This window comes from Frigoribacterium sp. VKM Ac-1396 (genome assembly GCF_015350895.1).
Lineage (GTDB): Bacteria > Actinomycetota > Actinomycetes > Actinomycetales > Microbacteriaceae > Frigoribacterium.
The window spans coordinates 398,708-420,697 of sequence record NZ_JADKSD010000003.1; the positions used below are offsets into that span (position 1 = coordinate 398,708).

Consider the following 21,990-nt stretch of genomic DNA (forward strand, 5'->3'; position numbering starts at 1 on the left):
AGGCCGGTCACGGAGAGCCTCCGGCCGATCGCGAGGCGATGACGGCGGCGAGCCAGCCGGGGATCGCCTCGGCGGGCCGTGGGTACGCCTCGAGATCGTCGAGGTACGCCTGGTCGTCGATCCAGGTGTGAGGAGCGCGGTGGTCGACGTCGAACGAGGTGCCGAGCTTGCCGGCGGCGGTGACCCGGAAGCGGGCACTGAACCACGTTCCGACGTCGGCTCGGTACATGAGCCGTCGGAGGTCCGAGGCGGCGGCGCCCGCCTCGTCCGTGTCGGGAGTCGACGACTCGTGGCCGGCCTCGTCGAAGAAGCCCACGGATGCCACCCGGACGCCTCCGACCTCGGAGAAGTCGAACTCCGCCCGGACGGAGCCTCGAGGCATCATGCGGTGGACGGCGAGACCCACCCGACGGAGGGCATCACGTTCGGTCGGCACGCGGCCGTGGTCGTCGTCGTGTTCGCTCATCGCTCGGCCCCGCCGCCACCGTCGGCTCGGCCGGCCAGGTCGTGGCGGGTCGGGGCGCCGGCGAGGATGGCAGCCAGCCAATGCGGGGTGTTCTCGGGGGTGCGGGGGAATCGATCGAGATCGGCCCGGTAGGCATCCGCGGAGAAGTGCCCCAACTCCGGCTCGTGGTCGTAGTCGTACGACGCACTCATCTTGCCGGCCGCCGTGACCGTGAACACCGCGGTGAACCAGGTCCCCGCATCTCGACGGTGCATGGCGTCGCGGAGGACTTCGGCCGCCTCGAACGCATCGACAGGCCCGACGATCGATTCGAGCGAACCGTCCAGTCGATGGACACGGGTCCGGCCGGCGAGGACGCCGCCAGCCACGCTGACCTGCATCTCGACACGATCGTGTTCTGAGTTCAGAGTCGGATACAGCAGACGACCGATGGCGCGCAGTCGGACGCGTTCGGCTTCGAGTCCCGCCGGCTGCCCGTCGGGAGAAACGTAGCGGCTCTCGTCAGCGCTGGTCATCGTGTCGTCATCACGGGACGAGGGGACCGTCGTCACGGCCGACGCGGTCATGTCGGGTGGGCGCACCCGCGAGGATCGCGGCGAGCCACTCGGGCGTGTTCTCGGCCGTCCGGGGAAAATCCTCGAAGTCGGCACGACGTTCCTCGGCGCCGAAGTGGCCTAGTTCGGGTTCGTCGTCGTAGTCGTACCGTGCGCTGAGTTTCCCGGCGGCCGTGACGGTAAAGACGGCGGTGAACCACGTGCCTGCCCCTGGCTTGTACATCAGGCGCCTCAGTCGACGAGCCGCTTCGAACGTGCGTCGCGCGGGAGCAGCCGACTCCTGGGAGCCGTCGGCTGCCGACATCAGCGTCTCGCCGGCCATCACACCTCGAGCCATGCTGGTCGTCATGACGATCCGGTCTAGGCCGGACGGGAGCAGCCCGTACAGCTGTCCGCCGATCTCTTGCAGGATCGCGCGCTCGGCCTCGACGCCCGTCATCAGCTGGTCATCTGCCGAAGCAGAGCGGCTCTCCTCAGCGCCGGTCATCGTGTCCGAGGCGAACGAGGTCGTGGCGGGTCGGGGCACCGGCGAGGACGGCTGCGAGCCAGGCGGGGGTGTTCTCGGGCGTGCGGGGGAACTCGTCGAAGTCGGCTCGGTAAGTCTCGGCGGCGAAGTGGCCCAGTTCGGGCTCGTGGTCGTAGTCGAATCGCGTGCGGAGTTTCCCTTCCGCCGTGACCGTGAACCAGGCGGTGAACCATGTTCCGGCCCCCGGCCTGTACATGGCCTCTCTGAGTTCACGAGCTCGGAGGGTGGAGTCCCTCGTGCCCATGATGGAGTCGTCCGTCCCGTCCGGGCGGTAGAGGCGCTTCCTCCCGGAGGAGACACCACCGACGATGCTGATCTCGGCCTCGATGCGATCGAAGCCCGCGGCGATCTCGCCATGGAGGGCCAGACCGACCCCTCTCAGCGCAGAGCGCTCTTGCTCGAGCCCGGGTGGGTTCTCATGTCGTGTCATGACTCGGGTTCTCCCTTCGACTCATGCTTCGACTCATGTGTGCCAACCCTGCCGACGAGGTCGTGGCGGGTCGGGGCACCGGCGAGGATGGCGGCCAGCCACTCGGGGGTGTTCTTCGTCGTGCGGGGGAACTCGTCGAAATCGGCGCGGTACGCCTCGGCGGCGAAAGACCCGAGCTCGGGCTCGTGGTCGTAGTCGTACCTCGCACTGAGCTTCCCCCCGGCGGTGACGGTGAACACTCCCGTGAACCACGTCCCGGCTTCGGGTTTGCTCATGACCCTCCGGAGATCGCGGGCCGCCCGGAAGACGCCACGACCGGACGAGAGAGAGGTCGAGCTGCCGTCGACGGCATGCAACTCGATCGTGCCGGCTGTCACTCCGCCGACCACGCTGATCCGGGCGATCACTCGATCGTGGTCGCGCGGGATGACGGCATGGAGCGCTTTGCCGAGGATGCGGAGTGCGTCCCTCTCGGCAGGCATGCCGTGGGGCTCCGAGTCGTGAGCGGACGGCACGGGCCCGAGTACTCCTGAGTCCGCTAGTTCTCTCGAGGTCGTGAGGCATGCCTCGAGGTACGCATCGGGCGATGTGTCGCCTCCGACTCGTGGCCACGAGCCCGGGCGGTGCAAGACGTCGAAATGGGCGTCGACGATCGCCCTGTCGAGGAGCTCGACCGCAACGGGATCCCAGATGGCCGCCAGGAGGCGCGTGATCTCGGGAGCGGAGCCGGCGAGGGGCGGATGGACGAGGTGCGAATCGTCACGGCCCTCGACATGGAGCGTGACCGAGTTGCTCGGGCGCTTCGAGGACGCGACGGCGCTCGACGTGACGAAGCTCAACCGGGCGAAGGCGCCACCGACCGAGTCGATGCCCGGCGTGACGAAGCCGAGACGATGACCCCGCACGGGCAGGGGAGTGCCTCTGTCGTCGTGCTCGATCGCCGCCGCCACGAGGTCGGTCCATCCGCGGTCGTCATCGGGGAGGGCATCTCCCTCGAGTGATGACCACGGAGCGTCGAAGACACCACCCAAACGGTGCAGAGCGCTGAGCGTTTGGCGCATCTTCGACGCGACGACTTCCGGCTCCTCGGGGCGAGGGCCCCACACGGCCCTCCAGGTGGGGGGACCGGCTCGCCAGCGTTCCACCAAGCGCATCCTCTGCGCAGCGTCATCAGGGGGCGAGGGTGACGTGGCGATGTCCGTGCGGCCGGGCCCGCTCACGGGAGCGGGCCCGCGACGGAGGAGATCAGGAGGACGTGCTCGCGCAGGTCGACGACCTCGAGGGACGCAGCAGATCGTCGGCCTCCGAGGGCGAGCAGCGGGCTGAAGCCGAAGCATTCGTCGGAGCGGGGCACCCCGAGACGCTCCCGCGCCTCCGGGAAGGGGCTCCAATCGAAGTAGTCGGGGTCGGCCAGGAACGACTCGTAGCCGAGGATGACGAGGAGCGTCGAGAGCCTGTTGGCGATGATCCGGCTCGTGCCCAGTCGGAATTCGAGGAGGTGCGCTCGGCCGTCGAGCCAGACGACCAGGTTTCCGAGGGCGGACGACATCAGGGGCGTGGCCGCCGCGAATCGAGGTGCGACCTCCGCGAGGACTTCCTGCCACCCGGTGGGGTCGACGATGCGCAGGTACCCGTCAGCCGTCGCGCCCAGCCCGTGGTCACGCCACAGGGCCACGACGTCGTCGGGCAGACGCTCGACGGCGGCGTCGAGGCTGGCGGAGGACAGTGGAGGTCCTGGCATCAATGGCGACGGCTGCGTCACGCGACTCCACCCCTGTTGCGCGAGTCCATGTCACGCCTCTCAGACGGGATCCTCGTCACGGCCGACGAGGTCGTGCCGGGTGGGCGCACCCGCGAGGATGGCGGCGAGCCACTCGGGCGTGTTCTCGGCCGTCCGAGGAAAATCCTCGAAGTCGGCACGATAGGCCTCGGCCGCGAAGTGACCGATCTCCGGCTCGTGGTCATAGTCGTATCTCGCGCTGAATTTGCCGGTGTCGGTGACGGTGAAGACAGCCGTGAACCATGTTCCTGCCCCAGCCTTGTGCATCATCTTCCTGAGGTCCCGTGCTGTCTCGAAGGTCGTCTCGTCAGGCAGCGCGTAGCCTTCGCTCCCGTCAGGACGGAGCAGGACGGTCTCGCCTGCCATCACTCCGCCCGCCATGCTGGTCTTCATGACGATGCGGTCGAACCCTTGGGGAAGCAGACCGAAGAGTTGGACTCCGATCTGCCGCAGAATTGCACGCTCGCCCTCGAGGCCTTTGGCCTTGTCATCATCGGACATTCGAGTAGAACTCCTGTCTGGGAATCGATCCCTCGGCATGGAACACGGCTTGGAAGCTGGCGGGAACGGTATTCGTCCCGGAATACCGGGGTCTGACGCTGAGCGTGATGACCGCGTGATCGGAGGCACCGGCGAACTGACGGATGTCCCTTTCGAGGTTACCGAGGGAATGCCCGGCTCCGCGGTTCACCTCTTGGAGCATCGGCACGATGTTGATCTTCTCGCCGCCGCCGCCGAACATGTTGGCCAGGAGGTGGCCCCCTTCGTACCCGACACCGCCCTCCTTGCCGATGCGCTTCTGCACCGACTCGGACCGGTCGGCATCGCCGAGCTGGAGGTCGTCGAACTCGGCGAGCACCGTGCGGCTGGCGTGGTCGGTGACGTAGACGTGCTTTCCACCGACGACGTAGGTCGTGTCCGCGGCGGGCTTCATGAGGTCGTAGTTCAGGTTGCCCTTGCCGCCGTACTCGGTCTCGACGTGGACGATGCGACCTGTCGCGTCGGTCGAGAACACTCCTCGGCCGGGCACCGTGTACGCCGTGTCGGGGGCGAGGACCTGACCGTGCGCGAACGGCTTCTGCTTCGTCGGCAGGTCGGAGCCGGAGACCGTGACGTGGTGCTCGACGGCCGGTGTAGGGTGCGGCGTCGGACCGGTTCCCGGGGTGTCCGTTCCCGGACCGGGCGTCTCGTCCGGACCGAACAGGTCGAGGTCCTCGACATCGGCACCGCGGCCATCGTCGGCCGCCCGGTCCGGGGTGGCGTCGCCGCCGTCGACGGGCCCGTCGGCCCGACCTGCGTCGCTCGAACCGGGGCCGTCCGCGCGACCTGCGTCGCTCGATCCGGCACCGTCGGCCCGTCCGGCATCGGACGCTCCGCCTCCGTCGCCACGTTCGAGCAGCGTCGTGCCGCCCGATCCAGGGTCGGCGGCGCGGGCGGCACCGGCGGCCGGGTCGGAACCGGTGCCACCACCCGCGTGGGCGGACGCGTCGGCGTGCGTGGCGGACGCGGCCCGCGCCTCCTCGGCTGCTCGACCGAGGTCGCCGTAGTCGGCGAAGTCCTCGAGCTTCGACAGCGAGCCGAAGTCGACCGTCTCGCCCGCCTTCAGGGCGCCGGTGAGACCGGAGAACTCGACGTCGGTCATGCGTTCGAGGGCGGCCATCGTGTCGGTCAGACCGTCGAGGTCGTCGAGCTTCGACAGGCCGCCGGCGTGCTCGCCGAACTCGGCGACGAGGTCCTCGACCCGCGACAGACCCTTCGGCAGGTGCGACGCGTCCTCCGCCACCTCGGCCAGCCGGCCGGTGAGGGTCGCCGCCCGGGCCGCACCCGACCCGACCTTGAGGCCCGCTCCGACCTGGCCCGCGCCCGGGATGAAGAACGACGCGACGTTCGCCACGGCGAAGGTGCCCGCAGCGACCGGGTCTTCCTCCCACTGCTCGGGCGTGCCGACGATGCCGCCGACGAGGCCGTCCATCGTCTGCTTGTAGTTGTCGCGGAGGCCGCGCAACGACTCGGGCACGGCCGAGTCGGGCAGGTTCGCCAGGGCGGGCGCCGCCGGGAAGGCCACCGTGATGGCGAGTGCTCCGAGACCGGTCAGCATGCCGGTCCAGGCCTCACCGGCGAACGACCAGTCGTGCTTCCAGCCGTTCGCGGCGTCGAAGCCGACGAGCGACACCGTGCCCTCGACGAAGCTGGTGCCGAACTCGACCAGCCCGTCGCCGACCGACTCCTGGCAGGACCGCTCGCCCTTGCCCTGGGCGCCCCACGGGTTGTCCTCCGCGGCGTCGAGCTGCTCACCCGTGACGGCGGTCTGGGGAGCCACGCAGAGGTCGTCGCGGAGGGCGTTGACGCCGTTCTCGAACTCGACCCGGGCCGCATCGATCTTCGCGATCTCGGCGTTGTACTGCGACTGCAGCTCGTTGTTGCGCTCGACCGACGGCGTGTGCTCGTTCCACGGGATGGTCGTCTCGCCCTGGCCCTCGAGCACGACCGGGACCCCTCCGTTCATCTGGCTGGCCTGGAAGAGCGGGTTGTCGGGGTCGTAGAAGTCGAGCGTGACGCCGCCGGCGACCGAGGCGCGGAAGGCGTTCGCCTCGGTGACGAGCTCCTTGATGCGCGCCACGGGTGCCGTGACCGCCTCTGCCAGCGTGTCGAGCAGGTCGGCCACGGTCGAGAGCTTGCCCGCGACGACCTCGGCGTCGGTGCGCACCGGATCCATCGAGGCGAACAGTTGCGGCCCCTCGGGCGCGGTGTACGACGCGGACAGTCCCGACCAGTCCGTCACCACCGCCTCGGCGTTCGTCGTGACCGCGGTCGACGTCGACTTGTAGCTCGCCGCCGACGACGCGATCGACTCGGGCACGATGTCGAGCCCGTAGAACTCGGACGGGTCGATCAGCGACCCCTTCGTCGCCATCAGCGGCCCCCCTCGAAGAAGCTCAGGTCGCCCGACCCGGCCGCCTGGATCGCGGCGGACTGCGTCTGCGCCGCCATCTCCTCGTCGCCGTTCACGTAGGCCAGGGTCGCGTCGCCGGCCCCGGTCGCGCAGGCGAGGATGCGCGCGTTGATGCCCTGCACGCGAGACGCCTCGGACGAGATCAGGTCGACGACGGCGACGGCCGACGACACGAGGATGTCGCTGCCCACGCCGGCGTTGAGCTCGCCCTGGGCGGTGTCGACGCCGGTGAACGTCGCCGCGAACGTCTCGGCCGAGGCCTGCACCTTGGTCAGGACGCTCACCACGCCGTCGGTCTGGATGCTCCACGAGCTCATCGGTCGTCTCCTGTCGTCACGAGGGTGCCCTGCACGTCGTCGGCCAGGCGCCGGGCCAGCGCCTGGGTGAGCGGCCCGTCGAAGGGGCCGTAGGCCTCGGTCCACCAGCGGTCGGTGGCAGGACCGTCCGTCGGTCGGTCCGCGGGGTGGTCGGAGGACGCCGGGTCGGTGACCGGCAGGCCGAGGCCGCGCCGCGCCTCCCTCGGGTCCTCGAGCTGCGTGCTGCGCAGCACGGCGAGCACCAGGCCCTCGGTCGACGCGATCTGGATGCCGCCGCCCTGCCAGAGGCGCCCGGCACCGAGGCCGCCGTCGACCGCCGCGGCCGCGGTCACGACCTCGACGGCCGTCACGGGCTCGGGCGACAGGATCACGAACTCACGGGGCACGGCGCACCCCCGGAGGGACGAGCGCGTCGGCGACGACGCCCGGGCCGATCGCGTCGAGGGCCGCCGCGAAGCGCTGCCACCGGGTCGCGTCGGCGCCGAACGGCACCACGAGCGAGGGGGTGCGGGCGTTGCCGGTGGTGGTCCCGCCGTGCTCGGCGGCGAAGGCGGCCGCGTCGAGGCCCAACCGGCGCACGGCCCGCGCGCCGACCACCGCGGCGAGGGGCTGCGGCGTCGTGGGGCGGTACGGCGTGATGGTCGCGTCGGCCGCGCCCCGCAGACTCCACGCCGTCGCCAGCAGCACCTGCTGGCGCTCGGACAGGCTGCGCAGGGCCGAGGAGGCGCGGGTCGCGTCGTCGACGCCGGTCGCCTCGGGCAGGGCGAACAGCAGGCGGGTCTCTTCGGTGAGGCCGGTCTCGCTGCGGGCGATGCGGATCGTGCCGGTCCAGACCGTGCCGTCGGGCGCGGAGCCGGCGACGTGCACGCGGGAGTCCCGGGGCATGCGGGCGCGGGCCAGGGCCGTGATCCGACCGCGGTCCCAGACGGTGGCGGGGGGTTCGGAGGTGCCCCACACGGTGGGCGCGACGCCCGCGACCGCGGTGACCAGCGCCTCCGTGGTCGAGCCCGTGAGGGCCTCGGCCCTCGCGGCGTGGTGCACGGCGACCGAGAACTGCAGCCAGGGGCGCGTCGCCGCCTCGGGTGGCTGCGGCAGCGTCGCGAGCTCGGCCTCGGGGGCCGTGACCCCGGCGGCGCGCTCGACGGGGTCGCCCAGCGGGTCGAGCAGGGCCTCGTCGTACGTGGCGACGCGGGCGCCGCCGATCGCGTGACGGAGCCCGCCTGCGGCGTCCTTGACCAGCCAGGCACCGGCCACCAGGCGCAGGGCCTGGTACAGCGCCCCGCTGAGCCGGGCGTCGTCGTGGGTCACCACGACCACCCGCACGCCGGCCCGCGTGGCGTCGGCGATCAGGGCCTGTCGGCCCGAGGTCAGCCCGACGACGGGAGCCGTGCTGATCGTCGCGATCCAGCCCGGCCCGCTCGCGTCGGCGAGCGGGTGCGGCAGGGTGGTCGCCCGTGAGTCGCTCACGGGCGGGGCCTAGATGCCGTCGACGGCGGCCTTGGCCCGCTGCATGGCGGTCTGGGCCGACTCGTCGTTCGATGCGAGCGACTGGCGCAGGGTGTTGATGATCGTGCGCACCTCGGTGGCGACGCGGTTCCAGCGCTGCTCCTTGCCCGCGTACTCCTCGCTGGAGCCGTCGGCCTGGTAGTCCGCCATCGCGGTCTTGACGTCGGCGTCGCGCTGCGTGATGAGCGCCTCGAGGCGGCTGGCGACGGCGTTGAAGTTGTCCTGCGCGTTGCCCGAGGCTCCGAGGTCGAAGTCGCGGCGGTCGGTTGCGTTGGCCATGGTCGTTCCCCCTTATGCGCGCGAGCCGCCGAAGCGGGCGCTCTCGAATCCGGCACCGGACTGGGCCGCGGTGGTCTCGTCGGCGATCTGCTGCTCGCCCTCGACGAAGGCACGGTTCTGGCCGGTGATGCCGGTCAGCACCGACGACAGGGCCGCGTTCAGCTCGACCGAGATGCCGTCGACCTCGCCCTTGAAGCGGTCGAAGGCGGCGCGGCCCGCGCCGTTGAACCGGCCCTCGAGCGGCTCGGCCGCATCGGCGAGCTGGCGGACGAGCGCACCGAGGTCGTCGCCGGCCCCGCTCGTCTTCTGGCTCAGCTGCGTGAGGGTCTCGCTCCCCATGGCGAACTTCATCATGTCGTTCTCCCCTTGCGTCGATCTGATGGCGACCCGTCTGCGGTCGACTCATGAGGAAATCACGATTTCGTCTCGATCGCCACCCGGTGGAGGGGTACACGTCGGGGGACCCGAGTGGTGGACGGGTGGGTGCCGACCCCGGAACGGGTGTCCCACCGGGGGACGCGGGGTCGGCTAGCCTGGGGCCGATCGCGCGCTCCGGGGACGCGGGCGATCGTGCACCGTCGGTCTCGACGACCTGGTCCGATCACCCCGCAGGCGAGAGGCGGCACCGTGGGCGCACTGGTGGGCGCACGAAGTTGCGGGCGCTGCGGCCAGCCGCTCGGCGCGGGCGCCACCTGGTGCTTCTGGTGCGGCGTGCGCATCGTCTCGGCGGCCACCGGCAGCGCCATCGGCACGTACTCGGGGCTGCTCGCCGGCGTGCAGACGGCCACGCCGTCGAGGCGGCGCAGCGCGGTCGCCGTCGACTGGGGCGTGCCCCTCGTGCTGCTCGGCGTCCTCGTCGTCGGGGTCGTCACGGGCTCGTCGTCCGTGACGCCCGGCGACGCACTCGTCCCCGTCCCCGTCGAGGTGGCGGTCGTGGTCGTCGCCCTGGCCTTCGTGGTGCTCGACGTCGTGCTGTACGTGCGCGGCGGCCGCTCGGTGGGCCGACTGCTGCTCTCGCTGCGCACCGTGGACGATCTGACCGGACGCCCGCCGGCCGTGCTGAGGGTCGACCGGCGCGGCCGCTTCAGCTTCCGCCGGCAGGCGGTGACGGTCGACCTGCGCCGGGGCCGCGACCCCATGACGTCCTCGCCCCCGCTCGGGCAACGGCCCGCCCTGCCCGCGGCGGCGGCCGCTCCGCTGCCACCGCACCCCGCCGACCCGCTCGACGGCGCCGGCCGCCCCGACGAGAACACCTTCGGACGCACGGGACAGGGCCGCCCGCCGGCCGCCGCCCCGTCGATCGTCCTCGAGCTCGACAGCGGTGAACGCCTCGACCTCGAGACGACCCTGGTGATCGGCCGCGCGCCGGTCAACCGCGAGGGCGAGGAGCACCCGATCTTCGCCTGGGCCGACCTCGCACGCAGCCTGACGAAGACCCACGCCCTCTTCGCGTGGGAGGGCGCCGTGCTCTGGGTCACCGACCTCGGTTCGACCAACGGGTCGTCGCTCGTCGCGCCGGACGGCACCCGGCAGCCGCTCGTCGCGGGCCTCCGCGGCCCGGCGGCCCCGGGGTACGTGGTCGAGCTCGGTGAACGCCGGCTGACCGTGCAGCCGTCGGGGGTGGTGGACGCATGAGCGGCGATCGCGACGTCGTCCTGCTCGAGACGGTCAAGACGCACCGGTCGCGCCTGGTCTCGGCGCTGCTCTTCGGCGAGCTCGACGAACGGCGTCTCGTCAACGACAACGTCCGCCGCCTGATCGTCGGCCTGGTCATCGCGGCGGTCGCCTGCGCGGGCTGCGCCGGCACGTCCTTCGTGCTCTCGGTGCTCGCCGACCAACGGACGAACCAGTCGCAGACGACCGGAGGGTCGGGAGGCGCGGTGCCGGTCACCGACCCGCCGTCACCGTCCCCCTCGTCGACCGACGCCCCCGACCCCACCCCCACCAGGGAGCCCCGATGACCGACTACACCCGGCTGACCATCGTCGGCACGGCACGCAAGGCCGAGCTGGTCGTGCCCGCCGACGAGCCGATCGGTGGCCTGATCCCCCGCCTCATGGAGCTGCTCGACGAGCGTCCGGGCGCCGTCTCGCGCCCCCTGACCCTCGTCCGCTCGACCGGCGAGCAGCTCGACACCTCGTTGTCGGTGGCCGAGCAGCGCGTCGTCGACGGCGAGCTGCTGCGCCTGCTCCGCGAGGACGCGGCACCGCCGCCTCCCGAGGTCGCGGACGTCACGGACGTGCTGGCCGAGTCGCTCGCCGGCCGACCGGGTCTGTGGACGCGGCGGTCGCGCACGGCGACGGCGGCCGTCGCCGTCGGCCTGCTCTCGCTGGTCCTCTCGGTGGTGCTGACGAGGACGCCCGACGTCGACCCCGTCGGCACGATCCCGGTCGTCTACGGTCTCGCGATCGTGGTCGCCCTCGTCTCCGGCCGGTTCGGCGGGCGGTGGCTCGCCGTCGCCGCGACCTCGGTCGCGCTCGGCTGCGCGGCGCCGCTGGCCGTCGTGCTCGGGGCCACTCCGGCCCTCGGGCTGCCGCCGGTCGACGTCGCGCTCGCCGTCGTCGTGCTCGCCTGGGTCGCCCTGGCCCTCGGCGCGGGTGCCGGCCTCGGTTCGCGGTCCGCGTGGTGGGGCGGCGTGCTCGGCGTCGTGCTGGGTGCAGTGCCGATCGTGCTGCGATCGCTCGGCGTCCCGGACGCGGGCGCCGTCGGCGTCGGTGCCGTGCTGGCCGTCGTCGTCTGCGGTCTGCTGCCCTGGTACGCCATGAGCGCCTCCGGCTTGACGGGACTCGACGACCAGGTCGTCGACGGACGCCGGGGTCGCCGTGACGACGTCCTGCTGACGGTCGGCGACGCCTACCGGACCCTCACCTGGTCGACCTTCGCCGTCGCCGGCCCGTTGGCCGTCACGGCCGTCTCGTCCGTCGGATCGGCCGACCCGTGGCAGGTCGGGCTCGGCGCGGCCGTGGTGCTCGTCGTCGCTGCCCGCACCCGGGCGCTGCCGATCGCCGCGCAGGGCTGGGTGCTCTGGGCCGCCGCCCTCGTCGGCCTGCTCGGTGGCCTGCTCGTGCAACCGCTCGCCCCCTCGTGGCTCGTGGTGGTCGTGCTCGCGATCGGGGTCGTCGTGGCCGTCGTGGCCGGCGGCGTCGACCCCGTGGCCCACCAGCGCGCCTCGCTGCGGCGGGTCGGCAACCTGGTCGAGTCGCTGGGCGTCGTGGCCCTGCTGCCCGTCCTGCTCGGGGTGTTCGGGGTCTACGCCGACCTGCTGGGGGCGTTCTCGTGAGCGCCTTCGACGCCTTCGTCCGGTCGGCGCCGCTCGCCCTGCTCGGCAGCGTGAGCGCCCGCGTCCACGAGGTCACGGCGGTGGACGAGATCGTCCGGCGTCCGTTGCCGGTGTCGCGCCGCATCGGGTTCGTCCAGGCGCGGGGCGGGACAGGGGCCAGTTCGACCGCCGGCTACGTCGCCGCCCTGCTCGCGCGCCGCCGCCCGGGGCTCGTCCTCGGCGTGGATGCGTCACGCGGCCCCCGCGGCATGCTGTGGCAGGCCGGCGTCCCGGCCGGGTCGAGTGCTGCCCCGAGCTCACGGCGGCGGACGGCCCGCCGGTCGGTCGACGCCGTCGACGGCCTGCCGCGGACGCCCTCGGGCCTGTACGCGCTCTCGCTCGACCCGCGGGGCGAGTCGCGGGCCGTGGCCGCCGCGGCGGGCTGGTTCGACGAGGTGACGCCGATCAGCCGGTTCTTCGACCTCGTCGTGACCGACTGGGGGGTTCGCGACTGGCGCGCCGACCTCACCGACGTGGTGTCGGCAAGCCGGACGGTCTGCATCGTGGCCCGCGCCGACCGCCATGCCGCCGAGGAGGCCGCGGCACTCGTGCGGGCCGTCAAGGACCACCCCGACCGGCCCGAGGTGGTCATCGCCCTGGTCGACGTCGGCGACGCCGGTCGTGCGGCCCCGGTCACGGTCGGCGACGACCCCACGGTGCCCGTCGTGCGCGTGCCCTACGACGCGGCCCGCTCCGGCGGGCGACCGGTGTCGAGCGCGGCCCTCGGCACGCGCACCCGCATCGCCTACGCCCGGCTCGCGGCGGCCCTGCTGCCCCTCGACGTCCCGTCGGCCCCGAGGGGCACCCCACCCGTCGACGACCCCGGCCCGGCGTCCTCCGCGACCGATCACCGCCCCTCCGAACGCCGCCAGGCGCGGGGTCGGGACGCCCGTCCGGCGATCGCCGACGACCTGGAGGCGCGACGATGACCGTCAAGCTCGTCCACCGGCCCACCCGCATCACGCGACCCGTCCAGCCCGCCGAGCACGAGGACATCACGCCACCGCCCCAACTCGCCGACGGCAAGGTCGGCGGCGTGCCGGTGCAGGCCCTGCTGCCCGTCGTGGGCGCCCTCTCGAGCGTGGTGATGATCGTCGTCTACCGCGGCAGCTCGAACCCGCTGTTCTTGCTGGTCGGCGCCGTGCTGCTGATCGTCGCCCTCGTCGGCGGCCTCGCCGTCACCCTCAGCCAACGGGGCAACGCGGCCCGGCAGCGTCGGCTGCAGCGCGAGCGCTACCTCGACTTCCTCGAGCGGTTGCGGTCGCGCATGCGCACGAAGGCGCGCGCCGTCCGGGCGACGGCGGCCGTGCTCGACCCCGAGCCGGCGGCCCTGCTCGAGCTGGTGCGCGACCCGGCCCGCCTCTGGGAGCGCCGACGCCACCACGACGACTTCCTGTCGGTGCGGATCGGCGAGGGCGACCTGACCTGGTTCCCGATGTCGGTGCCCGACGACCCGAACCCCGTGCAGCCGTTCGACCCGATCATGGCCAGCGAGGCCGAGTCCGTGGTCGAGCACCTCGCGACCGTGCGGGGCATGCCCATCACGGTCGACCTCGACCGTGCCGGTTCGGTCGCCGTGTTGGGGGACCGCGAGGGCGCCCTGCGGGTCGCCCGCTCGATGATCTTGCAGCTCGCCGCCCTGCACTCGCCCGACGACGTGCACCTGGCGGCGGCGTTCCCCGAGGCCGCAGCCGCGGACTGGCGCGGCTTCGACCTGGTGCCGCACGCGGTCGACGACTCGCTGTACGACGGACCGGTGCCGGCGCGCCGGGTGGCGACCAGCGCCTCCTCGTTGCTCTCGGTGATCGGCGGCGAGCTGGGCGACCGTGCCCAGGAGGCCGCCACCACGAAGCGCTCGATCGGCACCACCGCACGGACCGAGGGGTCGCGCCTCGTCGTCTTCGTCGACGACTGGGGTCACGTGGCCTCGAGCATCCCCGTGCCCGACGCCGACCTCTCGCCGACCGACCTGGGCGTCACGACGGTGCACCTGCTGAGCGACCGGCTGCACGAGCCGTCGGACGTCACCCTGCGCATCACCGTCGAGGGCGACACGGCGGTCGTGACCGACGCCCGCGTCGAGGACGACGGTCAGGTCCGCGTGCAGACCGCGACCGTCGACGCCACGACCCCGCAGCTGTTCGAGGCCGTCGCCCGCACCCTCACCCCGCTGCGCCTCAGCCTCAGCCGTCAGGACGAGGTCGACTCGGCCCAGGCCGTCGAGATCACCGACCTGCTGGGCATCGACGACGTCACGACGCTGACGCCCGCGTCCGCCTGGACGCCTCGCTCGCCACGTGACTTCCTGCGGGTGCCGATCGGCCTCGACGACTTCGGGGCACCGGTGCTGCTCGACCTCAAGGAGTCCGCCCAGCTCGGCATGGGCCCCCACGGCATCTGCATCGGCGCGACCGGATCGGGCAAGAGCGAGCTGCTGCGCACGCTCGTGCTCGGCCTCGCCCTGTCGCACTCGCCCGACGACCTCAGCATGATCCTCGTCGACTACAAAGGAGGCGCGGCGTTCGCCCCGTTCGCGGGGCTGCCCCACGTCGCCGGATTGATCGACAACCTGGCCGACGACGCGCAGCTCACCGAGCGGGCGCGCGTCAGCATCCAGGGCGAGGTCGTCCGACGTCAGGAGCAGCTGCGCGACGCCGGCGGCGCCTCGTCGATCAGCCACTACCGCGAGATGCGCGTCGGTCGGCCCGAGCTGCCGCCCATGCCCCACCTGTTCGTCGTCATCGACGAGTTCGGCGAGCTGCTCACCGCAGAACCCGAGTTCGTCGACCTGCTGCTCACCATCGGACGCATCGGACGGTCGATCGGCGTCCACCTGCTGCTGTCGAGCCAGCGCATCGAGGCGGGCAAGCTGCGCGGCCTCGACACCTACCTCTCGTACCGCATCGGCCTGCGCACCTTCTCGGAGGCCGAGAGCTCGATCGTGCTCGACCGACCGGACGCGTTCCACCTGCCGGCCGTGCCCGGCTTCGGCTTCTTGAAGGTCGACACCTCGGTGTACCGGCGGTTCCGGGCGGGCTACGTCTCGGGCCCGCTGCCGACCGAGGCGGCCCGGGCGCTCGCCGGGGACGACGCCCGCCCGACCGCCCTGCTGCTGCCGACGTACAACGGCATCGCGGGGGGCGACGACGAGGACGGCGAAGAAGAGCTGTCGCGTCCCGACGTCGGTCGCGCCGTGATCGACGAGGCCGTCGACCGCCTGATGGGCGGCGGAAGCGACGTCGACCCGGTCTGGCTGCCGCCCCTGCCCGACCGCCTGGCGCTCTCGCGGGTCGTCGGCGCGGACCAGGCCGGCGGGCTGCGGGTGCCGATGGGGCTGCTCGACGATCCGGCCCGCCAACGACAGGCACCCTGGCTGCTCGACCTCGGCCGGGCCGGCGGCCACGTCGCCGTCATCGGGGCGCCGCAGACCGGACGCAGCACGTTCTTGCGCACGCTCGTCGCCTCGCTCGCCCTGACGCACACGCCACAGCAGGTGGGCATCTACGGCATGGACCTGACGGGCGGCGGACTCGGTCGCATCGAGGGGTTCCCGCACGTCGGCGGCGTCGCGACCCGGGCGAGCAAGGACCGCCTCCTGCGGCTGCTCGAGGAGCTCGCCGCCATGCTGACGACCCGCGAGCGGGTCTTCAGGGACCACGGCATCGACTCGCTCGCCATGTTGCGTCGACTGCACGCGGCGGGCGACGTGCCCGAACTGATCTCGGCCGACGTCGTGCTGGTCGTCGACGGCACGGGCCAACTGCGCGGGGACTTCGCCGAGCTCGAGACCGCGTTCGGCGACCTGCTGCTGCGCGGCGGCAGCTACGGGCTGCACGTCGTCCTGGGCATGACGCGCTGGAACGAGCTGCGGATGGCCCAGCAGCCGCTCGTCGGCACCCGGGTCGAGCTGCACCTGAACGACCCGGCGGACTCGGTGATCGGTCGCAAGCTCGCCCAGACCATCCGGGCCGACCAGCCCGGCAGGGCACTGACCGACGAGGGCCTGTTCGCCCAGGTGGCGTTGCCGGTGCTCGACGACACGGACGACGACGAGGTCGGCGACGCGCTCGAGGCGCTCGCCCGACGGTCGGCGGCGAGCTGGAACGGGCCGGCGGCCGCGCCGATCAGGCTGCTGCCCACCGAGCTCTCGCCGGACGAGCTGCCCGACGCGCTGGACGAGCCCGAGGCGATCCCCTTCGGTCTGCGCCAGGACACGATGCAGCCGGTCGCCCTCGACCCGGCGACCGACCAGCACCTGCTCGTCTTCGGCGACTCGAAGGCCGGCAAGTCGACCCTGCTGCGCGGACTCGTCCGCGGTTTCGTCGACCGGGCGACCCCGGACGAGCTCGTCGTGGCCCTGATGGACCTGCGCGGCGACCTCGTCGCCGAGGTGCCGGACGACTACCTCGGTGGTCACGCGTCGACCAGCACCGACGCCCGCGCCCTCGCCGTGGCGGTCGCCGACGAGCTCGCCAAGCGCCAGGCCGGCGATCGCGACGCCGGCCCCCGCATCGTGGTGGTCGTCGACGACTACGACATCGTCGCCTCGGGCGGCACGGAGCCGCTCAAGCCGCTGCTGCCCTTCTTGCCGTCCGCACGCGACCTCCGGCTGCACGTGCTGATCAGCCGGCCCGTCGCGGGTTCGGCGCGGGCGCTCTACGACCCGGCGCTGCAGACACTCCGCGACACGGGTGGGTCGTCGTTCGTCATGTCGGGCGAGCGCAGCGAGGGACCGATCGTGCCGCAGGTCTACGCCGAGCAGATGACGGCCGGTCGTGGCCGCCTCGTGCGGCGCGGTCAGGCCCCCCGCATCGTCCAGGTGGCACGGTTCGAGGCCGACTCGAGCGCCGGGGCCGACGGGGGACGCGCGTGACGGGCCGGACCGTCGTCGTGGCGGGAGTCGCCGGCGGCGTCGGGACGACGACGGTCACGGCCCTGCTCTTCACCCAGCTCTCCGGTGGGTCCGTGCCCCGGCTCGTCGACCACTCCGGTGGAGACCTCGGGTCGCGGTTGACCGGGGGCGACGACGCGTCGAGCGTCGATCGCGAACTGACCCTGCACGACCTCGGTGCGCACGCCGACGGCGCACTGCTCGACCTGCTCGACGATCCGAGCGTGTTCGGCGTCGTCGTGGCCCCCACGACCCCGGTCGGCTTCGCCGACGCGCAGCGGGTGCTGGGCCGCATCCGTGAGCGACACGGAGTCGGCGGCCTGCGCCGGGTGATGCTCGTGGTCGTCGGCGTCTTCGGCGAGCACCGCACGACGCGCGCGAGCGAGGCCCTGCAGAACGAGTTCGGCCGGCGGTCGCTCGTCGTCGTCCCGCGCGACCCCGCGTTGGCGGCCGGCGGCCGCGTCCCCCTCAACCGGCTGACCCGTGAGTCCCGACGGGCCCAGACCGAACTCGTGTCGTACCTGCGCGAACGCCTGGCCAGCCACCGCGACGCGCGCTGAGGCGGCGGGCCGCGCGTCCGCGGGGGAGGCGACCCGCGCCTCCTCGGTCGACGGGTCCTGGGCCCGCAGCGGGCGGGTGGGGGGCGTCAGCCCAGGGGCTCGATCAGGTGCGGGCCGTTGTTGCGGACGTTGTTCGCGTCGCGACTCACCTCGTGCTGCACGAGGTCGTGCGCGACCTCGAACGAGTCCCGGTCGAGCAGCGCCAGCAGCTCGTCGGCGTCGAGGCCGTCACCCAGCCAGTCGTCGTACGAGTCGGGCGTGAGGCAGGCCGGCATGCGATCGTGCACCTCGCCCGGCGCCACGTGGGCGTCGCGCGTGATGATCGTGGTCGACAGCACCCAGCGGTCGGGGTCGTCCTCGGCCTTCGTCGGATCGGGCCAGGCGCCCACGAGGCCGGCCATGGCGAGGCCGGCGTCGGGCTGGTGCACGTAGTGCGGCTGCTTGCCGGTCTCGGTGACGACCCACTCGTAGTACCCCTGGGCCGGCACGATGCAGCGACTCGTGGCGAAGGCCCGGCGGAACATGCCGCTCGTCGCGACGGTCTCGACGCGGGCGTTGATCGGTTGCGGCCGCTTCTTCAGGTCGGGGTACCACGAGGGCACGAAGCCCCAGCGGGCACCGGGCAGCTGCCGCTCGCCGTGGCGCTCGCGGACGACCGGCACGACCGTCGTCGGGGCGACGTTGAAGTCGTCGGGCAGGGGCCCGAGGCCGTCGAGCAGGCTCGGCAGCAGATCGGACGTGGCCCGGGCAACGACGTAGCGACCGCACATGCCGCCAGTCTGCTCTTCCGCGCGAGCGTGCGGCGGTGGTTCACTGTGGCCGTGTCGCCGCGCGAGGTGGCGACGCGGTGAGAGGGTGGTGACCATGTCCGACGAGCAGAACCCCGCCCACGGCTTCGTCGTCGTGGGCGTCGTGCCGAACTCGGGCGAGTCCGTGGTGTCGACCGCGGCCGACCTGGCGGCACGCTTCGGCACCGGCCTGCTGTGCGTCTCGGTCGAGCCCGACCGGCTCGCCTTCGCCGAGGGCATCGACGGCACCGTCCTGTCGTACCCCCTCGACCCCGACGACTACACCGAGACGCTGTCCTTCGACGTCGACATGGAGGCGCGGCTGCGGCCGATCGCCTCGGCTCGCGGCGTCGAGCTGCGCACCTCGGTCGTCGCCGGCGACCCCGCCCAGTGCCTGTCGCACCTGGCGGAGCAGCTCGACGCCCCCTTGATCGTCGTCGGCAGTCGCGAGGCCGGCCTGCGGGGCAGCGTCCGCGAGTTCTTCGCCGGTTCGGTCGCCCTGCACCTCAGTCACCGTCAGCACCGCCCGGTCGTCGTCGTTCCGCTCGCCCCCGTCCCCCGCAGCCAGACGCTGCCGTGGGAGGACGAGCTGTGACGCGAGGCCGCCGGTGACGGGGGCTGCGCGCCCTCGTGCCCCGCACCTCCGTCCGTCCCTGATCGCCCTCGTCGCGCTGGGCGGCGCCCTCGGGACGGCCGCGCGGGTCGGGGTGACGCTCGTGGTGCCGTCGTGGGGTGCGTTCGACACGGCGATTTTCGCGATCAACGTGGTCGGGGCCTTCGTGCTCGGCCTGCTGCTCGAGCGGCTGCTGCGCTCCGGGCCCGACGAGGGCGGGCGCCGCCGGGCCCGACTCTTCGTGGGGACGGGTGTCCTCGGCGGGTTCACGACCTACAGCTCGCTCGCGACCGAGACCGCGCAGCTCGCCGGGGCGGGCGGAGGCGACCTCGCCGTGGCCGGGCTCTACGGGCTGCTGAGCCTGGTGTTCGGGGTGCTCGCCGCGGCGGCCGGCATCCGGGTCGGCGCACGTCTCGCCGGACGGGCCTCGTGAGCCCGCTGCTCGTCGTCGCCGTCGCGGCGGCCGGCGGGATCGGTGCCGCCGTCCGCTTCGTCGTCGACGGGCTCGTTAAGGACCGCCTGGGCGCGGCCTACCCGTGGGGCACGACCGTCATCAACGTGTCGGGCTCGTTCGCGCTGGGGCTGCTGACCGGCCTCGCCCTGCAGGCGGTCGTCGCGCCCGAGTGGAAGGCCGTCCTCGGCACCGGCCTGCTCGGTGGGTACACGACGTTCAGCACCGCGAGCGTCGAGACGGTGCGACTGCTGGCCACCGGGCGTCGCGGGGCCGCGGTCGCGAACGGCCTGGGCATGCTCGTCGCGTGCGTCGGCTTCGCGTCCCTCGGCCTGTGGCTCGGCTCGTCGGCCTGACGGCCTCGTTGGCCTGACGGCCTCGTTGGCCTGACGGCCCCGACGACCTGACGGGCTCGTCGACCTGATCATGGGCACGCCGACTGGGGAAGGACCATTCCCGCCCACTCGACCCACGCCTCCGGGGGAGGGCGTCGAGGAATGCAGCGTCAGGCGTGCGTCTCGCGTTCGTGCCCGGCGTGGTCGGCCGGCTCGAGCTGGAACGTCGCGTGCTCCACCGAGAAGTGGGCGGCGAGGCAGCGGTCGAGGGCGTCGAGCGTCTCGTCGACCTTCATGTCGCAGAACACCTCGCGTTCGACGACGACGTGCGCCGAGAACACGGTCGCCCCGCTGGTGATCTGCCAGGCGTGGACGTCGTGCGCCGAGACGACGCCCGGGGTGTCGCCGATGTGCGTGCGGACGGACTCGAGGTCGATGTCGCCGGGTGCCGAGCCGAACAGCACGCGGATCGCCTCGCGCAACAGCGACCACGCCCGCGGCACGATCATCGCGGCGATGATCAGCGACCCGACCGAGTCGGCGTGGGTGAAGCCCGTGGTCAGCACGACGACGGCCGCGACCACGACGGCCGCCGAGCCGAGCAGGTCGCCGAGCACCTCGAGGTAGGCCCCGCGCATGTTGATCGAGTGCGTCGCCCCACCGCGCAACACGAGCAGGGCGGCGACGTTGGTCGCGCCGCCGACCAGGCCGACGACCAGCATGGGCAGGCCGAGCACCTCGTGCTCGCCGACCGCGACCAGCCGTGACACCGCCGCGACGGCGACCGAGAGCGAGACGGCGAGCAGCACGAGACCGTTGACGAAGGCGGCGAACACCTCGGCCCGTCGGTAGCCGTAGGTCTGGCGTCCGCTCGCGGGCCGGGCGGCGACGATGGTCGCGACCAGGGCGATGACCAGCCCGGCGAGGTCGGACAGCATGTGCCCCGAGTCGGCCAGCAGCGCGAGCGAACCCGAGAGCCAGGCACCGACCAGCTGGGCGACGAGGCCGAGCGCGACGATCGCGATCGCGAGGCGCAGGCGACGCCCGTCGGCGGCGACGTGTCCGTGACCGTGGTCGTGACCCATGGGCGCCTCTCGTCGGGTGGTGGCCCGGGGTGCCGGACCGGCGTCGAATCTACCGTCGCCCACCGACCTCCGCCGTCGATCCGGCCAGTCGATAACGAGTCTCGATCCCTGCAGGGGCGGCGATCCGACGCGCGCACGCCGCGGTCGACCGCCCGGACGACGGACGAGGAGGCGCGGGTCGACCCCGCCTGGGAGCCCGCGCCCCCTGCATGGTTCAGTGAGGCATGACCGACTCGACCGAGACCTCGTCCGCCCGCGTGGGGGACCCCGCCCGCGCCTCCTCGTCGCTCGTCGCCGTCACGGGTGCGACGGGTGCCGTCGGCGGGATCGTGGCGGCGCACCTGTCGGAGCGGGGCGTGCCGCTGCGACTCGTCGTGCGCGACGCCGCGCGGGCACCGCGACTCGACGGTGCAGAGGCCGAGGTCGCCGTGGCGACCTACGGCGACCGAGCCGCGTCGGTCGAGGCCCTGCGCGGCGTCGAGACGCTCTTCATGGTGTCGGCCGCCGAGGCCCCCGACCGGGTCGACCAGCACCGCGCGTTCGTCGACGCGGCCGTCGAGGCGGGCGTGCGGCACGTGGTCTACACGTCGTTCGCCGGGGCGTCGGCGGAGTCGGTGTTCACGTTGGGACGCGACCACTTCGCGACCGAGCAGCACATCCGGGCCTCGGGCCTCGGCTTCACCTTCTTGCGAGACAACTTCTACCTCGACTTCGTCCCGCTGTTCGCGGACGAGCAGGGCGTCATCCGGGGGCCGGCCGGTGACGGGCGCGTCGCGGCCGTGGCCCGGGCCGACGTCGCCGCCGTCGCGGCGGTCGTGCTGCTCGACCACGAGTCGCACGCGGGCGCGACCTACGACCTGACCGGGTCCGAGGCGTTCACCCTGACCGAGGCCGCCGCACGGCTGACGGCCCTCGGCGGGCGCGCGTTCACGTTCGTCGACGAGACCGTCGACGAGGCGTACGAGTCGAGACGCGTCTTCGAGCCCGAACCGTTCCAGGCCGACGCCTGGGTCAGCACCTACACGTCGATGGCCTCGGGCGAGGTGGCGACGGTGACGACGGCCGTGCGTGACCTCACCGGCCGCGACCCGCTGACGCTCGAGGTGCTGTTCGCCGGGGGAGTGCGCGGCTGAGGCG

At 72.8% G+C, this 21,990-nt stretch carries 25 protein-coding genes; 10 read left to right on the forward strand and 15 right to left on the reverse strand.

Annotation, left to right across the window (positions count from 1 at the left end; genetic code table 11):
• Positions 1–7 precede the first annotated feature (7 nt).
• The 13 genes from ITJ55_RS14165 to ITJ55_RS14225 form a co-directional block, all read right to left on the reverse strand.
• Positions 8–466: a hypothetical protein gene (locus ITJ55_RS14165; protein WP_194595964.1), complete on the reverse strand. Its 459-nt coding sequence runs from the start codon at positions 464–466 to the stop codon at positions 8–10.
• The gene (locus ITJ55_RS14170) at positions 463–981 is read right to left on the reverse strand and encodes a hypothetical protein (RefSeq protein ID WP_194595965.1); all 519 of its coding nucleotides are present in this window, start codon (positions 979–981) and stop codon (positions 463–465) included. Before ITJ55_RS14170 ends, ITJ55_RS14165 begins: the two co-directional genes overlap by 4 nt.
• 10 nt (positions 982–991) lie before the next feature.
• Complete coding sequence (locus ITJ55_RS14175; RefSeq protein ID WP_228498532.1) at positions 992–1,507, reverse strand: hypothetical protein; 516 nt, start codon at positions 1,505–1,507, stop codon at positions 992–994.
• Entirely contained in the window at positions 1,494–1,976 is a 483-nt protein-coding gene (locus tag ITJ55_RS14180) for a hypothetical protein (protein ID WP_194595967.1), read from the reverse strand. The genes ITJ55_RS14175 and ITJ55_RS14180 overlap by 14 nt, the downstream gene beginning before the upstream one ends.
• The gene (locus ITJ55_RS14185) at positions 1,973–3,121 is read right to left on the reverse strand and encodes a hypothetical protein (RefSeq protein ID WP_194595968.1); all 1,149 of its coding nucleotides are present in this window, start codon (positions 3,119–3,121) and stop codon (positions 1,973–1,975) included. Before ITJ55_RS14185 ends, ITJ55_RS14180 begins: the two co-directional genes overlap by 4 nt.
• A gap of 71 nt (positions 3,122–3,192) precedes the next feature.
• A complete protein-coding gene (locus tag ITJ55_RS14190; RefSeq protein WP_194595969.1) occupies positions 3,193–3,717 on the reverse strand; it encodes a T6SS immunity protein Tdi1 domain-containing protein in 525 nt (174 codons plus the stop codon).
• 60 nt (positions 3,718–3,777) lie between these two features.
• On the reverse strand, positions 3,778–4,257 hold the full coding sequence (locus ITJ55_RS14195) for a hypothetical protein (RefSeq protein ID WP_194595970.1): 480 nt from the start codon (positions 4,255–4,257) through the stop codon (positions 3,778–3,780).
• Positions 4,247–6,670: a DNA/RNA non-specific endonuclease gene (locus ITJ55_RS14200; protein WP_194595971.1), complete on the reverse strand. Its 2,424-nt coding sequence runs from the start codon at positions 6,668–6,670 to the stop codon at positions 4,247–4,249. The genes ITJ55_RS14195 and ITJ55_RS14200 overlap by 11 nt, the downstream gene beginning before the upstream one ends.
• On the reverse strand, positions 6,670–7,026 hold the full coding sequence (locus ITJ55_RS14205) for a DUF6507 family protein (RefSeq protein ID WP_194595972.1): 357 nt from the start codon (positions 7,024–7,026) through the stop codon (positions 6,670–6,672). Before ITJ55_RS14205 ends, ITJ55_RS14200 begins: the two co-directional genes overlap by 1 nt.
• On the reverse strand, positions 7,023–7,412 hold the full coding sequence (locus tag ITJ55_RS14210; protein ID WP_194595973.1) for a hypothetical protein: 390 nt from the start codon (positions 7,410–7,412) through the stop codon (positions 7,023–7,025). The genes ITJ55_RS14205 and ITJ55_RS14210 overlap by 4 nt, the downstream gene beginning before the upstream one ends.
• Positions 7,402–8,493 (reverse strand): DUF6177 family protein, encoded by a 1,092-nt coding sequence (locus ITJ55_RS14215; RefSeq protein ID WP_194595974.1) that lies wholly within the window; start codon positions 8,491–8,493, stop codon positions 7,402–7,404. Before ITJ55_RS14215 ends, ITJ55_RS14210 begins: the two co-directional genes overlap by 11 nt.
• 9 nt (positions 8,494–8,502) lie before the next feature.
• The gene (locus tag ITJ55_RS14220) at positions 8,503–8,811 is read right to left on the reverse strand and encodes a pore-forming ESAT-6 family protein (protein WP_123519868.1); all 309 of its coding nucleotides are present in this window, start codon (positions 8,809–8,811) and stop codon (positions 8,503–8,505) included.
• Positions 8,812–8,823: 12 nt separating this feature from the next.
• Positions 8,824–9,165: a hypothetical protein gene (locus ITJ55_RS14225; protein WP_354594006.1), complete on the reverse strand. Its 342-nt coding sequence runs from the start codon at positions 9,163–9,165 to the stop codon at positions 8,824–8,826.
• Between the two features lie 273 nt (positions 9,166–9,438).
• On the opposite strand from ITJ55_RS14225, the gene ITJ55_RS14230 reads away from it, so the two are divergent.
• The 6 genes from ITJ55_RS14230 to ITJ55_RS14255 are packed head-to-tail and all read left to right on the forward strand — an operon-like array spanning position 9,439 to position 17,581.
• Positions 9,439–10,446: an RDD family protein gene (locus ITJ55_RS14230; protein WP_194595975.1), complete on the forward strand. Its 1,008-nt coding sequence runs from the start codon at positions 9,439–9,441 to the stop codon at positions 10,444–10,446.
• Positions 10,443–10,772 (forward strand): hypothetical protein, encoded by a 330-nt coding sequence (locus tag ITJ55_RS14235; RefSeq protein ID WP_194595976.1) that lies wholly within the window; start codon positions 10,443–10,445, stop codon positions 10,770–10,772. The genes ITJ55_RS14230 and ITJ55_RS14235 overlap by 4 nt, the downstream gene beginning before the upstream one ends.
• A complete protein-coding gene (locus tag ITJ55_RS14240) occupies positions 10,769–12,091 on the forward strand; it encodes an EsaB/YukD family protein (protein WP_194595977.1) in 1,323 nt (440 codons plus the stop codon). Before ITJ55_RS14235 ends, ITJ55_RS14240 begins: the two co-directional genes overlap by 4 nt.
• A complete protein-coding gene (locus tag ITJ55_RS14245; protein ID WP_194595978.1) occupies positions 12,088–13,059 on the forward strand; it encodes a hypothetical protein in 972 nt (323 codons plus the stop codon). The genes ITJ55_RS14240 and ITJ55_RS14245 overlap by 4 nt, the downstream gene beginning before the upstream one ends.
• Entirely contained in the window at positions 13,056–17,003 is a 3,948-nt protein-coding gene (gene eccCa / locus ITJ55_RS14250) for a type VII secretion protein EccCa (protein ID WP_194595979.1), read from the forward strand. The genes ITJ55_RS14245 and eccCa overlap by 4 nt, the downstream gene beginning before the upstream one ends.
• Complete coding sequence (locus tag ITJ55_RS14255; RefSeq protein WP_194595980.1) at positions 17,000–17,581, forward strand: hypothetical protein; 582 nt, start codon at positions 17,000–17,002, stop codon at positions 17,579–17,581. Before eccCa ends, ITJ55_RS14255 begins: the two co-directional genes overlap by 4 nt.
• Positions 17,582–17,667: 86 nt before the next feature.
• Here ITJ55_RS14255 and ITJ55_RS14260 read toward each other — a convergent pair whose 3' ends face one another.
• On the reverse strand, positions 17,668–18,351 hold the full coding sequence (locus ITJ55_RS14260) for an SOS response-associated peptidase (protein WP_194595981.1): 684 nt from the start codon (positions 18,349–18,351) through the stop codon (positions 17,668–17,670).
• 94 nt (positions 18,352–18,445) lie between these two features.
• Here ITJ55_RS14260 and ITJ55_RS14265 point away from each other — a divergent pair, with 94 nt between their 5' ends.
• From ITJ55_RS14265 to crcB, 3 genes are read left to right on the forward strand one after another with little or no spacing between them, the layout of a single operon-like run.
• A complete protein-coding gene (locus ITJ55_RS14265; RefSeq protein WP_194595982.1) occupies positions 18,446–18,964 on the forward strand; it encodes a universal stress protein in 519 nt (172 codons plus the stop codon).
• A 13-nt stretch (positions 18,965–18,977) separates the two neighbouring features.
• Positions 18,978–19,415 (forward strand): CrcB family protein, encoded by a 438-nt coding sequence (locus ITJ55_RS14270; protein WP_194595983.1) that lies wholly within the window; start codon positions 18,978–18,980, stop codon positions 19,413–19,415.
• Positions 19,412–19,789 (forward strand): fluoride efflux transporter CrcB, encoded by a 378-nt coding sequence (gene crcB / locus ITJ55_RS14275; RefSeq protein ID WP_194595984.1) that lies wholly within the window; start codon positions 19,412–19,414, stop codon positions 19,787–19,789. The genes ITJ55_RS14270 and crcB overlap by 4 nt, the downstream gene beginning before the upstream one ends.
• A 149-nt stretch (positions 19,790–19,938) precedes the next feature.
• Here crcB and ITJ55_RS14280 read toward each other — a convergent pair whose 3' ends face one another.
• Positions 19,939–20,853, reverse strand: a complete 915-nt coding sequence (locus ITJ55_RS14280) for a cation diffusion facilitator family transporter (protein WP_194595985.1) — start codon at positions 20,851–20,853, stop codon at positions 19,939–19,941.
• A 224-nt stretch (positions 20,854–21,077) separates the two neighbouring features.
• Between ITJ55_RS14280 and ITJ55_RS14285 the strand changes: the two genes are divergently transcribed.
• Positions 21,078–21,986 (forward strand): SDR family oxidoreductase, encoded by a 909-nt coding sequence (locus ITJ55_RS14285; RefSeq protein WP_194595986.1) that lies wholly within the window; start codon positions 21,078–21,080, stop codon positions 21,984–21,986.
• The last annotated feature ends 4 nt before the right edge of the window (positions 21,987–21,990 follow it).

Excerpts from the sequence above, each read along its gene's own strand:
- ITJ55_RS14170 (WP_194595965.1), bottom strand. The coding sequence starts at position 981 with ATGACCAGCGCTGACGAGAGCCGCTACGTTTCTCCCGACGGGCAGCCG.
- ITJ55_RS14280 (WP_194595985.1), bottom strand. The coding sequence starts at position 20,853 with ATGGGTCACGACCACGGTCACGGACACGTCGCCGCCGACGGGCGTCGC.
- ITJ55_RS14195 (WP_194595970.1), bottom strand. The coding sequence starts at position 4,257 with ATGTCCGATGATGACAAGGCCAAAGGCCTCGAGGGCGAGCGTGCAATT.
- ITJ55_RS14165 (WP_194595964.1), bottom strand. The coding sequence starts at position 466 with ATGAGCGAACACGACGACGACCACGGCCGCGTGCCGACCGAACGTGAT.
- eccCa (WP_194595979.1), top strand. The coding sequence starts at position 13,056 with ATGACCGTCAAGCTCGTCCACCGGCCCACCCGCATCACGCGACCCGTC.
- ITJ55_RS14180 (WP_194595967.1), bottom strand. The coding sequence starts at position 1,976 with ATGACACGACATGAGAACCCACCCGGGCTCGAGCAAGAGCGCTCTGCG.
- ITJ55_RS14235 (WP_194595976.1), top strand. The coding sequence starts at position 10,443 with ATGAGCGGCGATCGCGACGTCGTCCTGCTCGAGACGGTCAAGACGCAC.
- ITJ55_RS14225 (WP_354594006.1), bottom strand. The coding sequence starts at position 9,165 with ATGATGAAGTTCGCCATGGGGAGCGAGACCCTCACGCAGCTGAGCCAG.
- ITJ55_RS14200 (WP_194595971.1), bottom strand. The coding sequence starts at position 6,670 with ATGGCGACGAAGGGGTCGCTGATCGACCCGTCCGAGTTCTACGGGCTC.
- ITJ55_RS14175 (WP_228498532.1), bottom strand. The coding sequence starts at position 1,507 with ATGACCGGCGCTGAGGAGAGCCGCTCTGCTTCGGCAGATGACCAGCTG.
- ITJ55_RS14260 (WP_194595981.1), bottom strand. The coding sequence starts at position 18,351 with ATGTGCGGTCGCTACGTCGTTGCCCGGGCCACGTCCGATCTGCTGCCG.
- ITJ55_RS14190 (WP_194595969.1), bottom strand. The coding sequence starts at position 3,717 with ATGCCAGGACCTCCACTGTCCTCCGCCAGCCTCGACGCCGCCGTCGAG.
- ITJ55_RS14220 (WP_123519868.1), bottom strand. The coding sequence starts at position 8,811 with ATGGCCAACGCAACCGACCGCCGCGACTTCGACCTCGGAGCCTCGGGC.
- ITJ55_RS14240 (WP_194595977.1), top strand. The coding sequence starts at position 10,769 with ATGACCGACTACACCCGGCTGACCATCGTCGGCACGGCACGCAAGGCC.
- ITJ55_RS14265 (WP_194595982.1), top strand. The coding sequence starts at position 18,446 with ATGTCCGACGAGCAGAACCCCGCCCACGGCTTCGTCGTCGTGGGCGTC.
- ITJ55_RS14205 (WP_194595972.1), bottom strand. The coding sequence starts at position 7,026 with ATGAGCTCGTGGAGCATCCAGACCGACGGCGTGGTGAGCGTCCTGACC.
- ITJ55_RS14285 (WP_194595986.1), top strand. The coding sequence starts at position 21,078 with ATGACCGACTCGACCGAGACCTCGTCCGCCCGCGTGGGGGACCCCGCC.